At 63.4% G+C, this 15,273-nt stretch carries 12 protein-coding genes and 2 tRNA genes; 3 read left to right on the forward strand and 11 right to left on the reverse strand.

Annotated elements, in window-relative coordinates; genetic code table 11:
* Positions 1-18 precede the first annotated feature (18 nt).
* Positions 19-918, reverse strand: a complete 900-nt coding sequence (locus LJF27_RS21480) for a DMT family transporter (protein WP_003122625.1) — start codon at positions 916-918, stop codon at positions 19-21.
* 132 nt (positions 919-1,050) lie between these two features.
* On the opposite strand from LJF27_RS21480, the gene LJF27_RS21485 reads away from it, so the two are divergent.
* Together LJF27_RS21485 and LJF27_RS21490 are read left to right on the forward strand one after the other, a co-directional pair.
* Entirely contained in the window at positions 1,051-1,488 is a 438-nt protein-coding gene (locus LJF27_RS21485; RefSeq protein WP_003102469.1) for an Lrp/AsnC family transcriptional regulator, read from the forward strand.
* 14 nt (positions 1,489-1,502) lie between these two features.
* Complete coding sequence (locus LJF27_RS21490; protein ID WP_003102467.1) at positions 1,503-2,063, forward strand: GNAT family N-acetyltransferase; 561 nt, start codon at positions 1,503-1,505, stop codon at positions 2,061-2,063.
* Between the two features lie 31 nt (positions 2,064-2,094).
* Here the strand turns inward: LJF27_RS21490 and kynA are convergent, their stop codons facing one another.
* Positions 2,095-2,961: a tryptophan 2,3-dioxygenase gene (kynA, locus tag LJF27_RS21495; protein ID WP_023086164.1), complete on the reverse strand. Its 867-nt coding sequence runs from the start codon at positions 2,959-2,961 to the stop codon at positions 2,095-2,097.
* A 324-nt stretch (positions 2,962-3,285) separates the two neighbouring features.
* The gene (locus LJF27_RS21500; RefSeq protein WP_003102463.1) at positions 3,286-3,876 is read right to left on the reverse strand and encodes an NAD(P)H-dependent oxidoreductase; all 591 of its coding nucleotides are present in this window, start codon (positions 3,874-3,876) and stop codon (positions 3,286-3,288) included.
* A gap of 423 nt (positions 3,877-4,299) precedes the next feature.
* Here LJF27_RS21500 and LJF27_RS21505 point away from each other — a divergent pair, with 423 nt between their 5' ends.
* Complete coding sequence (locus LJF27_RS21505; protein ID WP_003102461.1) at positions 4,300-5,340, forward strand: hypothetical protein; 1,041 nt, start codon at positions 4,300-4,302, stop codon at positions 5,338-5,340.
* Positions 5,341-5,731: 391 nt separating this feature from the next.
* Here the strand turns inward: LJF27_RS21505 and LJF27_RS21510 are convergent.
* From LJF27_RS21510 to pqsH, 8 genes are all read right to left on the reverse strand, one after another.
* A tRNA-Cys gene (locus tag LJF27_RS21510) sits at positions 5,732-5,805 on the reverse strand.
* A 289-nt stretch (positions 5,806-6,094) separates the two neighbouring features.
* A complete protein-coding gene (locus LJF27_RS21515; RefSeq protein WP_003099002.1) occupies positions 6,095-6,628 on the reverse strand; it encodes a ProQ/FINO family protein in 534 nt (177 codons plus the stop codon).
* A gap of 90 nt (positions 6,629-6,718) precedes the next feature.
* Positions 6,719-9,697 carry an ATP-binding protein gene (locus LJF27_RS21520; RefSeq protein WP_016852816.1) on the reverse strand — a complete coding sequence of 993 codons (2,979 nt, stop codon included), beginning with the start codon at positions 9,695-9,697 and terminating at the stop codon, positions 6,719-6,721.
* Positions 9,698-10,336: 639 nt separating this feature from the next.
* A tRNA-Gly gene (locus LJF27_RS21530) sits at positions 10,337-10,412 on the reverse strand.
* A gap of 68 nt (positions 10,413-10,480) precedes the next feature.
* A complete protein-coding gene (gene pgsA, locus LJF27_RS21535; protein ID WP_003090349.1) occupies positions 10,481-11,041 on the reverse strand; it encodes a CDP-diacylglycerol--glycerol-3-phosphate 3-phosphatidyltransferase in 561 nt (186 codons plus the stop codon).
* A gap of 33 nt (positions 11,042-11,074) precedes the next feature.
* On the reverse strand, positions 11,075-12,901 hold the full coding sequence (gene uvrC / locus LJF27_RS21540; RefSeq protein WP_003097551.1) for an excinuclease ABC subunit UvrC: 1,827 nt from the start codon (positions 12,899-12,901) through the stop codon (positions 11,075-11,077).
* Entirely contained in the window at positions 12,902-13,546 is a 645-nt protein-coding gene (uvrY, locus tag LJF27_RS21545) for a response regulator transcription factor GacA (protein WP_003090351.1), read from the reverse strand.
* A gap of 341 nt (positions 13,547-13,887) precedes the next feature.
* Entirely contained in the window at positions 13,888-15,036 is a 1,149-nt protein-coding gene (pqsH, locus tag LJF27_RS21550; RefSeq protein ID WP_003090354.1) for a 2-heptyl-3-hydroxy-4(1H)-quinolone synthase, read from the reverse strand.
* Positions 15,037-15,273 lie beyond the last annotated feature (237 nt).

The following is a 15,273-nucleotide window of genomic DNA, read 5'->3' on the forward strand; positions in this document are numbered from 1 at the left end:
TTTTCTTTCCCCCGCGCCTCAGCCGCGACGCACCGCCGGCCTCGGCAGGCGCACGCTCCAACCCTGCTGCATGCCCGCCGCGGCGAGCAGGATGGCAGCCACGCCAAGCCACTGGGCCAGGCTCAGGCGATGTTCGAAGACCAGCCAGTCCACCAGGATCGCCGCGACCGGATAGATGAAGGACAAAGCACCGGTCAGCGCCGTCGGCAATTTCTGAATGGCGCCGTAGAGCAGTACGTACATCAGCCCGGTATGGACGATTCCCAGGGTCGCCAGGCTGGCCCAGGGAGCAACGTCCCGGGGCAGTTCGGCAAGGTTCGCCAGCGGTGCGAGCATCAGCACGCCGGTGCCCACCTGGATCAAGGCGATAAGATGCGGCGGCGTGCCTTGCAGGCGCTTCACGATCAGCGCGGCAAAGGCATACAGCAGCGCGGCAGCGAGCGCCAGGAGGATACCGAACAGGTAGTCCCCGCGCGGGGCGTCGCTGTCGCCGTGGGCGCTGACGATCGCCAGCATGCCGGCGAACGAAAGCCCCAGCCAGCCCAGCTTGCGCGCCGTGACCTTCTCGCCGAGAAACGCCGCGCCTAGCCCCACCAGCATGAACGGCTGGACGTTGTAGACCGCGGTACCGATGGCGATCGAAGCCCGTGAGTAGGATGCGAACAGCAACACCCAGTTGCCGACGATGAACACCCCGCTGAGGAGCGCCAGCAGGAACGCCTTGCGCCCCAGGCTGCCGCGGCGCAGGAAGCCCAGCGCGGCACAGGCGACCAGCAGCGTGGCGAAACCGAATACGCAGCGCCAGAACACCACGTCCAGCACGGGCTGCCCGGAGAGCAGCACCAGCCAGCCAATGGTGCCGCAGATCAGCATGGCCGAAGTCATTTCCAGCGTACCGCGACGGATCGGATCGTTCATGGGCGCTCTCCCGCAAGACAGGCCTATGATTATCCAAAGTCGTCTTCCAGCCCTCCATCGCATTACTCAGGCAAAAACCCGTGACGACCTTTTTTATCAGGGCTATTTTGAAAAAAAACTTTCGAGGCCGACATGACCGACGACATCGACCAACGCCTGATCAACGCCCTCATGGCTGACTCGCGACTGTCCCTCAAGGCTCTCGCCCAGGTCAGCGGGCTATCGGCCCCGAGCGTCGCCGAACGCCTGCGCAAGCTGGAAGAACGCGGCGTGATCCGCGGCTACACCCTGGATGTCGACCCCCGCTGTTTCGGCTACCAGTTCCAGGCGATCGTGCGCATCCGCCCCCTGCCCGGCAGGCTGCACGAGGTCGAGCGACAGATCCAGGACATCGCCGAGTTCACCGAGTGCGACAAGGTCACCGGTGACGACTGCTTCATCGCCCGCCTCCAGGTTCGTTCGATGGAACAGCTCGACACGCTGCTGGACAGGATCAACGGCTACGCGGAAACCAACACCGCCATCGTCAAGAAGTCCCCGGTTAAACGCCGGCTCCCCCCGATGACCTGAGCGAGGCACTCCGCATGCCCACACCCGGCACGGGTTCCGTCCCGGAATTGCAACTCGTCCCGTTCCAGCTGGAACACTTCCCAATCCTGCAACGCTGGTTCGCCACGGAAAAGGAGCTGGTGCAATGGGCCGGCCCCGCCCTGCGGCATCCGCTGAGCCTCGAGCAGATGCATGAAGACCTCGCGGAAAGCCGCCGGCGACCGCCGCTGCGCCTGCTCTGGAGCGCTTGCCGGGATGACCAGGTCATCGGCCATTGCCAGTTGCTGTTCGACCGCCGCAACGGCGTCGTCCGCCTGGCTCGCATAGCCCTGGCGCCAAGCGCGCGCGGCCAGGGCCTGGGGCTGCCGATGCTGGAGGCGCTGCTCGCCGAGGCCTTCGCCGACGCCGACATCGAGCGCGTTGAATTGAACGTGTACGACTGGAACGCTGCCGCCCGTCATCTCTATCGACGCGCGGGGTTCCGCGAAGAAGGCTTGCGCCGCTCCGCCACCCGGGTCGGCCGGGAACGCTGGAATGTCGTTCTCATGGGGCTTTTGCGGCAAGAGTGGGCGGCGGGAGGCGCCGGCAACGACTGAGGCGCAGGCGGATGCTGCGCCTCATCCGGTACTACAGGTTGGAACGGAGCCGCCACAGTTCGGGGAAGAGGATGGTATCGAGCATGCTGCGCAGATACCCCACTCCCTCGGTTCCGCCCGTGCCGGGTTTGAAACCGATGATGCGCTCCACCGTGGTCACGTGACGGAAGCGCCACTGGCGGAACGAGTCCTCCAGGTCGATCAGTTTCTCCGCCAGCTGATACAGGTCCCAGTAGCGTTCCGGCGCCTGGTAGACCTGTCGCCACGCCGCCTCCACCGAGGCCTCGTAACAGGTGCCGGCCGCCGCGTCCCGGGCGAGCCGCTCCTGGCTTACCGGCAACCCCTGGGCGGCCATCAGGCGGATCGCTTCGTCGTATAGCGACGGCGTATGCAGGGCCTGCTCCAGGGCCGCCAGCAGCTCGGCACGGTGAGCATGGGGCTTGAGCAGGGTGGCGTTCTTGTTGCCGAGGATGAATTCGATCTCGCGGTACTGGTAGGACTGGAAACCGGAAGACTGGCCCAGGTACGGGCGGATGGTGTTGTACTCGGTCGGCGTCATGGTGGCCAGCACCGCCCAGGCGTGTACCAGCTGGTCGAAGATCCGCGAAACCCTGGCGAGCATTTTCAGCGCCGGACCGAGCTTGCCTGACTTGACGTGCTCCCGGGCGGCCCGCAGTTCGTGGAGCATCAGCTTCATCCATAGCTCCGAGGTCTGGTGCTGGATGATGAACAGCATTTCGTTGTGGTCGGGCGAAAGCGGGAACTGGGCGTCCAGGACCTTGTCCAGCTTCAGGTAATCGCCGTAGCTCATCGCATGGGTGAAGTCCAGGGTGGCGTTATGCCACTCAGCCTCTCCGTCCGTTTCTCCCTGGGCCTGGGAGTGAGGGCAAGGACACATGTGAATCTCCTGAATTCGGCGGCAGGCGTCGGAAGTCGATGAGCGACCTGCCGGCAACGTTGTCGGGGGTGGCTTCGACACGGTCGAAGCGCGCTCATTTTACGATGCGCCCATTCGAATATTCGTGCAAAGCATCCTTTCCTGCCCGTCCCCGATGAAATCTAATTCGACGGATCGATGGAAAAATCGAATTTCGGATCACTCGCGGGTCGTGGCCGAGAAAAGCCCGGATAGCGGATCCGTGACCATTAGGCCTCGTCCCGAGAGCCTGGATTTCGACCCGCCACTCCATCCAGCGAAGCGACACGAGGCCCGCCGTCGAACTCAGCCGGCGCGCCCGAACACCCTGTCCAGGTGCGCCTGGTAGGCAGCGACGGTAGCCGGGACGTCCGGGCGCTTCATCACATCCACCGCGAGGAACGTCGGCAGGCCGGACATGCCGAGGAACTGGTTGGCCTTGTGGAAGGGGAAATACACCACATCCACGCCTTTTCCTTCGAAGAAGTCGCTCGGATCGTCGAACGCCTGCCGTGGTGCATTCCAGGTCGCCGAGATCATGTAGCGCTTGCCCTGCACCAGACCGCCGCTGCCATATTTCTGCGTGCTGTCGGAGCGGGTACGACCGTCGTTGGCATAGAGGCTGCCGTGTCCGGCCGTGAAGACTTCGTCGATGTAGCGCTTCACTGTCCATGGCGCGCCCATCCACCAGCCGGGCATCTGGTAGATCACCACGTCGGCCCAGAGGAACTTGTCCACCTCCGTCGGGATGTCATAGCCACCGTCGATGAAGGTCTGGCGCAGGTCGAAGCCACGGCGGTCCAGATGGGCCAGGGCGGTTTCGTGCAGGGTCTGGTTGAGGCGACCGTCGGAATGGGCGAAACGCTTTCCGCCGTTGAGCAGGAGAATGTTTTTCATGGTGTTCCGTACATGCTGGAACCGCAGCGGAGATGCCTGCCGATCCCGGGTTGAAGAGAGCGGCAGGTTAGATAGGCGCAGGGAACGGAAAAAGTCGTTCGGCGGTAAAACAGATTTGATCCGCACTCACGAATCGCCAGAAGAGCTGGGATGCGCGTCTTCATTGCGCCCCCACGCAGCCAGCCCTCGATGACCGGCACGAACTCTACCCGCAGCGAGCCATCACCAACGCAGTACGCACTGGCTCGCCAGCATTCGAACGCATGTGAGTACCCAGGATTGCAGCAACAGGCTGTGACGCGCTCGACTCAAACGCTCCTTCCTACGCGCGGGACGAACGCTCCTTGGGAATCCGCAAGGAGTAGATTAGGATTCTTCCCGCACTCGCCTTAAGTCATTGGCCCGTATAGATAAGGATATCTCATGAAAACCATCGCTCGGCGTCTGAGCCCCTTCGCGATCCTGCTCCCGGCAAGCCTGTTGTCAGCCTGCGCCTCCCTAGGCAACGCCGGACTCGGCGGCTCCCAGCAGAACCCCACCAACCAGCTCCTGAACATGATCGATGAGGCTACCCGCGAAGGTATGTCCGTGGTGCTGGTACCGGCACTCATGCCCAACAAGAGCGTGACGGACCTCTCCAGCTACTCGCATCGGGTCATATTCAAGAACAAGGACGTGCCCGGGATCGCCTACATGCAGGCCTTTGCCAACAACGACCTGGAGAAGATCAAGGAAGCCGTCTATCTGTGGGACTTCCTCGAGGTCAACATCGTCCCGCCGGGAACCTACCTGCTGTCCGGAGGGATCGACTACAAGATCGACAGCACCCTTGCCCAGATCAAGGCGCCAAAGGGGCAGCCGGCTGCCAGCCCACTTGGTTCGGTGAACCTGTCCGCCGTGCTGTATCGCCGGTTCGTGAAGGAGAACTACTGGCGCGACGCCTCCTATGCAGACAAAACCTACACACAGAATGTCTGCAGCGCCGTGCACATGGCCTCCGGCCAATGCGTGGGCTGGACCGAGCAGCAATACAGCCAGCGGGAAATGGTCTCGGATGCCGGTTGGGCCGAAGGCACGAAGATCGAGGACGTTCCCTCCATCAAGCTGCAAGCGCAGATACCCGACGCCTATGCCCCGCTGTCCTTCACCATTCAGCCTGGGCAGATCCTGCTCAGCGATCGGTTCCACTTGAAGACCCCGGCCGTGAGCTATGACAGGAAGACCTGCAAGGCCGTGGACACGCAAAACATCAAGTGCGCCTTGCAGGATATCCAGGTCTTCATGAGGCCAGCGCCCATGGAGCTGACGAAAAGGTTCATCGATCGCGAGCAGCCAAGGCTGGATGAAACGGGCCGCCAGGTGCTCGCGCGCATCCAGCCGATGAAAACCGAGATACTCGGCGAAGCAGGCATGGAAGACCTGACCTGGGGCCTGCCGGTTTCCTTGAAACGCAAGGCAAGATGAAACGGGCCCTCCGCCGAGCGCCTTCCGCTCGCGGTCGCCACAACGGTTGATCGATAGAGGCCCGGAAGGCAGGCGGCAGGACAGACCGGCTCGGCTGGTCATGTTCGATGACGACCAGCCGATGACCGACCCAGACCGGATCTTGCGTCCAGATGAAAGCCGCGCACGGGGCTGGATTGCAGGCAACGGCCGAAAACGTGACAGGTGCTGGGGTACTCCTCGGACACTCCGGGAAAGTAGCAATTACGGAGCGGTTATCGGGAAAGGGAGGCGGTTGCGAGACCGTAAAAGTATGAAAGCGTTATGGGGGCACCCCAAGGAACTTGCTTCAGCAATACCGGACAGGAAAGAAAAAAGCCCCGTAACTCACTGAGCTACGGGGCTTTCCTGTTGGAGGCTGAGGTCGGAATCGAACCGGCGTTCACGGATTTGCAATCCGGTGCATAACCACTCTGCTACTCAGCCTTTGAGCGAAGCGACATGCGTTTGGCATATCGCTGAAATTTCTTTCCTGGCGCGATTTTGAACTTATAACCCTTTGATTTCAAAAGATTTTTAGCTCACCCATCGCTGGAATGGACGCAATTATGGACGGATTCGCCGAGCTTGGCAAGCGCTCTACGAAAAAAACTTTGCAGATCAGGCTATTGCGTAGCACAAGCCGGGAGAAACGGGCCCAGACGTCCGCGAAATGGGCCCGCAGCGACCGGCAACCGAGGAGCGCGCCAGGATCCGACGCGCCCTGCCCCGGCGATCAGTTCGCCTCGGGGCTCGCTTCGGTTGCGGGCGCTTCAGGCGTCGGCGCCTCCGTGGCGGCCGGCGCTTCGCCACCCGCCTGTGCACGCTTGGCGCGCTTCTCGCGCATCTGCTCGCGCTGCCGGCGAGACGCCTGCCGCCGCGCATACACCGCCTGCTCGGCGGTTACCTTGCCGGCAACCTGGCCTTGCAGATCCAGTCGCGGCGCATCTTCCACCATGCAACTCCAGTAGCGGCTGCCCTGGCACCAGGTGGCGATGGCCTGTTTCAGTTGTTCGGCGGTGATTCCCAGTAGCTCGAGATGCTGCTGCGCATCCTGGAGGATGCCCTGCTTGAGCGGAACCTTGGCCGCGGGGCTTTTCGGAAACGCCAGCGGAAAATGCCGTTGCAGCCTCCAGATAGCCTCGACTCCCGGCTCGACGGCTTCACGTTTCTTCGCGCGTCCCGCGGAGCTTTTGGTTTGAGCCGGTTTCGCCTGCGCCGCCTGTGCGCGCAGACGGTCTCTCAGCTCGGCAAGTTGTTCAAAACCCATCGTTCGCTTCACTAGTGCTGGTTCATTTCTGCGAGAGATTACCCGATACATCCGCTCGCGGCACGCAAAACGGCAACCAGTCGGGCACTTTCATTTCGAATCGACGCTCGTAGGCATGAGCGGCTCTCCCCCGTTCAGCGCCCGAGCGAGCTCATCGAGCGTAGTCGGCTTGAACAGGACCCGGTCCATGCCGGCAGCCAGGCAACGCTCCAGCGCATCCTTCTCGGCGCTGGCGGTAAGCGCTATCACCAAGCAGCGACGCCGACCGCCAAGGGCCTCTTGCGACCGGATACGTCGCGCCAGCTCGTAGCCATCCATCCGCGGCATCATGCCGTCGGTAATCACGACATCGAAGTCTTCGCCCTGCCAACGTTCGAATGCTTCCTCGCCATCTTCCGTGGAGGTCACCCGGTGCCCAAGGCTTTCCAATTGCATGGTCAGGGTCAGCCGATTGAACGGATGGTCTTCCGCAAGCAAGATCGAGAGCGCCCTTGCCTCTTTCTGCTCCTCGACCTCGGCAACTCCGGAACGCGCTTCGCTGGACTCGCTGGGCGGAGGCTCGGTCAGCGGAAGATCGAACTCGACCGAGAAGCAGGAGCCGTTGCCCAGTTCGCTGCGCAGGCTGATCTGGCCGCCCATCAGGTGCACCAGGCGTCGGCTGATGTACAACCCCAGGCCGCTGCCGGACGCCTGGCCAAGCGCAGGCGAGCCGACCTGCGAGAATGGCCGGAACAGCCTGGCCTGGTCCTCCTCCGAAATACCGAGGCCGGTGTCGCTTACCTCGAGCAGCAAATGAAGCCTCTCCGCCTCGCGCCGCCCCACTGCCCGCACCGTTACCCCTCCGCGCTCGGTGAACTTGATGGCATTGCCCAGCAGGTTGAACAACACCTGCTTGAAATGCAGGGGATCCACCAGCACCCAGTGCTCGAGATCCCCGTCGAGTTCCAGTGCCAGGGAAAGATTCTTCTGCCGCGTCAGCCCACCAACCAACGGCAGGATTCCTCTGATCAACTCGCCAGGAAGCACTGGTTCGGGAGCTGAATCGAACCGACCGGATTCGATCCGCGACAAATCGAGAATATTGCCCAGCAGAAGCAGCAACCCCTGGGCGGCCTCCTGGGCAATGCTCAGCGAATCTAGGTCCAACACGCCCTTCTCGCCCTTTTTCAGCACCAGTTCCTGCAGGCCGATGACCGCATTCAATGGCGTGCGGATCTCGTGACTCATCGTCGAAAGAAACACGCTCTTGGCACGGTTGGCAGCGTCGGCTTGCTCTTCTGCCTGGCGGGTCTTGCGCACCTGGCGCATCAGGTAGAAACCCCAGATGAGGGAGATGGAAATCAGTACGCCGAACAATCCGCCGATCTGCAGAATCTTGCTCCGGTGATCGCGCCAGAAGTCCGCCCCTCCCTTGGCGAAGCGAGGCTCCCAGCGGTGGAGGATTTCCGCCACTTCTTCCGGAGCGATCGCCAGCTGCGCCTTCTCCAGGATGCCCTGCAGCTCCGGCTGGTTCCTCGCCACGCCGATGCTGATCGGGATGGAGAGGTCATCGAGGATACCGACGACCTGGATCCGGTTGTCGAAATGCTGGGCGGACAGATAGCGACCGGTATAGTCGCTGCTGATGGCGGCCTCGCTCTGGCCGGCGTCTACGCTGCGCATGGCGGCGAGGAAGGTCGGATAGACCTGGAGCTTGATCTCCGGGTGCTCGCGTCGAATGAAGTCGTTGAGAAAGTAGCCAATCGTCGTCGCCAATCGCTTGCCCGCCAGGTCCGCGAGGCCATGGACACGCCCCACCCTTTCATCCCGGCCACCCTGGCGGGCGCCCATCAGCACCGTGGTGCTGCGTAGATAGGGCGTCAGCACTTCGAGGCCGGAATCGAAGCGCTCCGACGAAGGCATGGTCGGCGTAACCAATGCCTCCCCCGCATCCAGTCGGCTTTTCGTCTCGACGAAGTTGCGTGCTCCAGTGAAGGAAAACTGCAGGCCACTGCGCTTGCCGATCAGGTCCAGATAGTCACGCCCGATACCACTCAGCCTCCCCTCGTTATCCAGTTGCCCGAGCGCGCCAAGGGAATGGTTGATCACCACCGGCACGACCGGGTGCGCGGAGAGCCAACGCTGCTCCGCCGGCGACAGCGTCACCCGGGGCTCGTCGAAGCGCAGGCGCCGCCCGGCGCTCCAGCTGCGCAACAGTTCGTCGCCGTAGCGCCCGCTAATATGCGGCAGGGCGCGATCGATGAGCGCGAGCAGAGGTTCGTCACCTGGCCGGAGCAGGAAACGGAAACCCTGGCTGTCGATGGGTGCGAAGTTCTCGATGCGCAAGTTCAGCAGGTAATGGGTCTGGATGAGGTAGTGCGTGGAAACTGCGTCCCCCAGCACGCCATCGACATCCCCCATGCTCAGCGCTTCCAGGGCAAGCTGCGGAGAGTCGAACCAGATGATCCTGCTGTGCGGATAGGCAGCCTTGATACGTTCGGCGGGAAGATAGCCCTTGACCGTGGCCAGCCAGGACTCCGCCTGCGAATCGAACGGGGCACCGCTGGAAGACACCAGTACCGGCCGGTCGGAAAGATACGCAGCGGATGCCAGCAAGCCGTGTTGTCGGGCCTCGACCTCGCTACCGACGCCAAGCAGGTCGATCTCCCCTTGCGACAACGCGTCGATTGCCGCCTGCCGCGACGGAAAGTCCCTGACGCGCAACGGCCGCTCGAACACCAGGGCCAGGTAATCGGCCGTGAAGCCCTTGTAGGAGCCTGCGTAGAAGATGGACAACGGCGGATAGTCGGGGGAAACCACGCCTACCGTCAGCGGCTCCCGTGCATCCAGCCACTGCCTGGCTCGTTTATCGAGCCAGGGACGCATCGTTGTCGTCGTACGCCCATCCGGCAGGATGGATTCGGCTTCGACGGGCAGCGGCTGCAGAGCGATCAGCAACAGGCAAAAGACCGCGGACAGCAACGACCTTGTCAGCATGTCGAGTCTACGATGGCAAAGTTCTCCGGCCGGACAGAAAGCAGCGCATCCGCGACCCGGAGCCTGCGGATACATCGGCAACGATGCCGCCATGTTAGCAGGTAGATGGATACTTTTCCCAGGAACCCACGCCTGTCGACACTCGCTCTGGCAGCCGCCTTATGCCCGGCTCGCGAAAACCCTCGACTCTTTCGCGTCGCCGGCTAGATCGATGAAGCCGCTTGCGATGACGTGCGCCCTGGCCGTGGCATGCCTGCACTCGAAAGCCCAGTTCGAGCCGCACATCGCCGAGGGCAACCTGGTAGCGTGCTGGAAGGCTGGTGCGATCCATTCCCGGGCTATTACCTCTATCACCCAAGTCAGAGGCAACCTTCGCCGACCTTCTCAGTGGTCGTCGAAGCGCTGGCCTTGGGACGGCTCGGTCGAACGTGGCAGCCAAAGCAACAGGCGCACGAAGGCGGTCCAAGGTGCAATGAATCGAGCCCCCCTGGAGTGCGACAGCCACACTTCTGATGTGCCGAGGCAGCATCTTGCGGCAAGCCGCCTCGCTGGCGAGACGAAGGGCTTCGCGAAACGTACGGCCCCGGTCGCCGGGAAAGCGGCAAGGAGAACCGCCCCTCGGCGCGGACGTTCCACGAACGGGTACGGGACTTGGAGGCGGAACGAAAAAAGGGCCCGAAGGCCCTTTCTCAATGATCTACAGACTTCATTGGAACTCTATAGATCTATATTTGGAGCGGGAAACGAGACTCGAACTCGCGACCCCGACCTTGGCAAGGTCGTGCTCTACCAACTGAGCTATTCCCGCATCGTCTTGGTGACGGGCGCCATTGTATAGCATCGCGGCGCCGTGTCAACTCCTTGATTCAAAAAAGTTTATTTCTCTTTCGGGGTGGTCGACAGATGCGGCCACGCGGCCAGCAGGTAGTGCACCATGGACCACAGGGTCAGCGCCGCGGAGATGATCAGCAGCACGTAGCCGAGAATCACCCAGAAGGTCATCAGCGGCGGATTCGCCAGGAGAATGACCAGCGCCAGCATCTGCGCCGCGGTCTTCCACTTGCCCAGGTTGGACACCGCGACCTGCGCCCTCGCCCCCAGTTCGGCCATCCACTCACGCAAGGCGGAAACCACGATCTCGCGGCCGATGATGATCACCGCCGGCAGGGTCAGCCACAGGTTGGCGTGCTCTTCCACCAGCAAGACCAGCGCAACCGCCACCATCAGCTTGTCCGCGACCGGGTCGAGGAAGGCGCCGAACGGCGTGCTCTGGCCGAGGCGCCGGGCGAGGTAGCCGTCCAGCCAGTCGGTGGCGGCGGCCAGGGCGAACACGGCACTGGCGGTCAGGTAGCTCCAGGACGTCGGCAGATAGAACAGCAGAATGAAGATCGGAATGAGCAGGACGCGCAGTAACGTGAGCAGATTGGGGATATTCATCGGACCATCTAGGCTGCGAGGTGAGCCGGCATTCTACTCGCTGTGCAGGACGGCATAAATCTGCTCGGCAAGCTTTTTACTGATACCGGGGGCTTTGGCCAGTTCATCGATACTCGCCCGCGACAATTCCTGCAACCCGCCGAAATGCTTGAGCAAGTCGCGCCGACGTTTCGGGCCGACGCCAGGGACGTCCTCCAGCGTCGACGTCCGCCGTGCCTTGCCGCGCCGCGCACGGTGGCCGGTGATGGCGAAACGGTGCGCTTCGTCACGTATCTGCTGGATCAGGTGCAGCGCCGGCGAATCGGCCGGCAGGGTGAACTCGTGGGAGGCATCGTTCAGGTAGAGGGTTTCCAGCCCCGGCTTGCGGGTCACGCCCTTGGCCACGCCGAGCAGGATCAGACCGGCGACCGCCAGTTCCTGGAGCACCTCCTGGGCCATGGCCAATTGCCCCTTGCCGCCATCCACCAGGAGAATGTCGGGCATCTTCCCCTCGCCGTCCTTCAGGCGACTGAAGCGGCGGGTCAGCGCCTGGTGCATCGCCGCGTAGTCGTCGCCGGCCGTGACGCCTTCGATGTTGTAGCGGCGATAGTCCGACTTCAGCGGCCCTTCCGGGCCGAACACCACGCAGGAAGCCACGGTGGCCTCGCCGCTGGAGTGACTGATATCGAAGCACTCCAGGCGTTGCGGCGGCTCCGCCAGGTCGAGCGCCTCGGCAAGGGCTTCGAAGCGTGCCGCCACATGCTGGCGGTTGGCCAGGCGTGCGCCCAGGGCCTGTTCGGCGTTGGTCACCGCCAGTTGCTGCCAGCGGGCGCGGGTACCACGCACCCGGTAGCTGATCTCCAGTTCGCGGCCTCGCGCTTCGGCGATCGCCGAAACCAGCACCGGGAAATCCTCGTGCGTCACGTTGACGATCAACTCCGCCGGCAGGTCGCGCTCCTGGTGGCTGAGATAGTACTGGCCAAGGAACGCCAGCAGCACTTCGCCCACCTCCTCCTCGATCGCGACCTGCGGGAAGAAGTTCTTGCTGCCCAGCACCCGCCCGCCGCGTACGCTGATCAGGTGTACGCAAGCGCCGCCAGGGGTGACGATGGCGGCGACGATGTCGACGTCGCCGTTGCCACCTTCCATGCTCTGCTGGTCCTGGACCCGCCGCAGGATCGCCACCTGGTCGCGCAACTCCGCCGCCTTCTCGAAGTCCAGGCGCATCGCCGCCTGCTCCATGCCGACGTTCAGCTCGTCGGCCAGCGCGTTGCTCCTTCCTTCGAGGAACATCACCGAGTGGCGCACGTCCTCGGCGTACTCCTCAGGACTGACCAGCCCCACGCAGGGCCCCTTGCAGCGCTTGATCTGGTATTGCAGGCAGGGCCGCGTACGGTTGCGGAAATAGCTGTCCTCGCACTGGCGGACGAGAAACGCCTTCTGCAGCAGGTTGAGGCTCTCGCGGATCGCTCCCGCGCTCGGATAGGGACCGAAGTAACGCCCCTTGCGCTTCTTCGCGCCACGGTGCAGGGACAGCCGCGGATACTCGTCCTCGCTGGAGAGGAACACGAAGGGATAGGACTTGTCGTCCCGCAGCAGGATGTTGTAGGGCGGCCGCCACTCCTTGATCAGCGTCTGCTCCAGCAGCAACGCCTCGGTTTCATTGGCGGTGATGGTGGTTTCCACCTGGGCGATCCGCGCCACCAGCGCAGCGGTCTTCGGCGCCAGGCCGGACTTGCGGAAATAGCTGGCCAGGCGCTTCTTCAGGCTCTTCGCCTTGCCCACGTAGAGAAGCTTGGCGTCCGCATCGAACATGCGGTAGACGCCCGGACGATTGCTGCAGGTAGCGAGGAAAGCGCTTGCGTCGAAAACGGCGCTCATCTAGCTGGCGGCATCGACCATGCCGTGGCGGACGGCGAGCAGCGCCAGCTCCACGTCGCTGGTGATCGAGAGCTTCTCGAAGATGCGGTAGCGATAGGTATTCACGGTCTTCGGCGACAGGCACAGCTTGTCGGAGATGCTCTGCACCTTGTGGCAGTTGGCGATCATCAGGGCGATCTGGATCTCGCGCTCGGACAGCGAATCGAAGGGGGAATCGTGCTGCTGCGGCTGGAAGGACTTCAGCGCCAGTTGCTGGGCGATCTGCGGGCTGATATAGCGCTGGCCGGCGAAGACCTGGCGAATCGCCTGGACCATTTCCTCCAGCCCCGCGCCCTTGGTCATGTAGCCGGCGGCGCCGGCCTGCATGAGGCGGGTGGGGAACGGATCCTCTTCGCAGACGGTGACTACCACGACCTTGATGTCGGGCTGGCTGCGCAGCAGCTTGCGGGTTGCCTCCAGGCCGCCGATACCGGGCATCTTCACGTCCATCAGGACGACATCCGGCTTCAGTTCGCGGGCCAGTTTCAGACAGTCTTCACCGCAGTCGGCCTGGCCGACCACTTGCAAGCCTTCGATGTCGGCCAGCATGCGGGTAATACCGGTGCGTACCAGATCGTGGTCGTCGACCACCAGCACCTTAATCACGCTGCACCTCGTCGCGCATTAGCAGACAACCGCCCACACGGGCCCCCAGGAGATTTCGGCAACCTTAACAGAAAGCCATCCCATGACCTAGCTTGGCGCAAAGGCGTCATAAATCAAGCGTCATGGAAACATCATTCGACGGCATCGAACGGGCGCTGCGAAGTATACCGCCAGCCCCCGGCGAGCGGCAGACCGGATCGCAGCAAAAACCGGCGAATCTGTGGAGAGCCCAGCGACGCCGGGCCTGGTAAAGCGCAAGCGCCCTGGTTGCCCGGGACTCCTCCATAGCGACCATCGCCGAAGTCGAAAACAGGCGACCAAGACGCCACTGGCACCGGCGGCTACTGCGCGGCCATCTCACCGACACCGGTGAAAAGACGCTGGTGGAGGCGCCTGCGACTGGCATTCGGCACCAGGCGAACGAGGGTATTCCTCAGCCAGACGCTCCAGGGCGATTCCCACTGACCAAGGCGGCCGACGATCCAGGATTGCTTCCTGATGAACTCGATCCGCGCCTCGCGTTGCTGCTGGAACAGGATCAGCGTCTCGGCGCGCGGCGCCAGGCACCACAGGCGCGCCAGCAGGAAGGCGTCCTCCAGGGCCATGGCCGCGCCCTGCCCCAGGTTCGGCGTCATGGCGTGTGCGGCGTCACCGATCAGCACTACCCGTCCGCGGCACCAGGAGGCGCCGGCCAACTCCTCGAGGTCGTTGTGCACCAGCGTGGTGGCGCTCGGTATGAGCCGGGCGATGCTCGCGCCGATGCCGTCGAAGTCCGCGTAGTGGGCGGCCAGCCGTTGCGGGGTGACGAAGCCCTCCTCGTCCTCGGGCTCCTCCCGGCGCACCTTCAGGGTCGCGTAGACATACATCTCGCGCGGGCTGATCTGGATGAAGCCGAGGCGCTTGCCGTGCCCCCAGACCTCTCCCGCCAGCTCGGCGTCCTCCAGCCGATGGGGAACGACCAGGCGCCAGCAGGTTTCGCCGGAATGACGCAAGGTCGCCTCCGGCCAGACATAACGTCGCACGCTCGAACGAATGCCATCCGCACCGACCACCAGCGAACAGTCGTGGACAGTGCCGTCGCTCAGGGTCACGCGTTCGTGGTCGAGTCCGTCGAGGATCTGCACGATGGAGACCCCGACCCGAATGCGCGACTCATCCAGCCCCTCCAGCAGCGCCGCATGCAGTTCGTGGCGCTGTAACGCCAGGCCGCCGCGGGAATTCCCACCCAGACTGGAAGGCATCGACATCAGCATCGAACCGTCGTGGGCGTATACGTTGATGCCGGCCAACGGCATGCCACGGCGGAACAGCCGGTCGAGATCCAGGGTGCTGGACAACGCCGTCAACGCATTGCTCGCCAGGGTGATGCCGGTACCGATGGGCCTGATCTCGCTGGCCCGCTCGACCAGCAGCCAGTCGATGCCTGCCTTGGTGAATTCGCGCGCCAGCGCCAGGCCGGCGATCCCGGCCCCCTGGATAAGAACGGTCATCCGTTGCTCCTTAGCAGCGGCATCCGTCGCGACTTCGTGCGGTCGCGACAGGCCTGCCCGAGACGATGAAAATGTCCATCCTAGCCGCCCCGGACAGCCCACCGACCCTATCAGAAGATCGAGTTGACCCTGCTCGCCGACACCTCGCCGCTCGCTTTTCCTGTCCTCCAGGCCACCGGGAGTCCGGCGCGCCGGGAAGGCAAGCGTGGCCCGGGCACGGCACGCGTGGCCGGAAAT

The organism is Pseudomonas sp. 203-8 (genome assembly GCF_020708595.1).
Classification (GTDB): Bacteria; Pseudomonadota; Gammaproteobacteria; order Pseudomonadales; family Pseudomonadaceae; genus Pseudomonas; species Pseudomonas aeruginosa.

Excerpts from the sequence above, each read along its gene's own strand:
- LJF27_RS21480 (WP_003122625.1), bottom strand. The coding sequence starts at position 918 with ATGAACGATCCGATCCGTCGCGGTACGCTGGAAATGACTTCGGCCATG.
- LJF27_RS21485 (WP_003102469.1), top strand. The coding sequence starts at position 1,051 with ATGACCGACGACATCGACCAACGCCTGATCAACGCCCTCATGGCTGAC.
- LJF27_RS21490 (WP_003102467.1), top strand. The coding sequence starts at position 1,503 with ATGCCCACACCCGGCACGGGTTCCGTCCCGGAATTGCAACTCGTCCCG.
- kynA (WP_023086164.1), bottom strand. The coding sequence starts at position 2,961 with ATGTGTCCTTGCCCTCACTCCCAGGCCCAGGGAGAAACGGACGGAGAG.
- LJF27_RS21500 (WP_003102463.1), bottom strand. The coding sequence starts at position 3,876 with ATGAAAAACATTCTCCTGCTCAACGGCGGAAAGCGTTTCGCCCATTCC.
- LJF27_RS21505 (WP_003102461.1), top strand. The coding sequence starts at position 4,300 with ATGAAAACCATCGCTCGGCGTCTGAGCCCCTTCGCGATCCTGCTCCCG.
- LJF27_RS21515 (WP_003099002.1), bottom strand. The coding sequence starts at position 6,628 with ATGGGTTTTGAACAACTTGCCGAGCTGAGAGACCGTCTGCGCGCACAG.
- LJF27_RS21520 (WP_016852816.1), bottom strand. The coding sequence starts at position 9,697 with ATGGCGGCATCGTTGCCGATGTATCCGCAGGCTCCGGGTCGCGGATGC.
- pgsA (WP_003090349.1), bottom strand. The coding sequence starts at position 11,041 with ATGAATATCCCCAATCTGCTCACGTTACTGCGCGTCCTGCTCATTCCG.
- uvrC (WP_003097551.1), bottom strand. The coding sequence starts at position 12,901 with ATGAGCGCCGTTTTCGACGCAAGCGCTTTCCTCGCTACCTGCAGCAAT.
- pqsH (WP_003090354.1), bottom strand. The coding sequence starts at position 15,036 with ATGACCGTTCTTATCCAGGGGGCCGGGATCGCCGGCCTGGCGCTGGCG.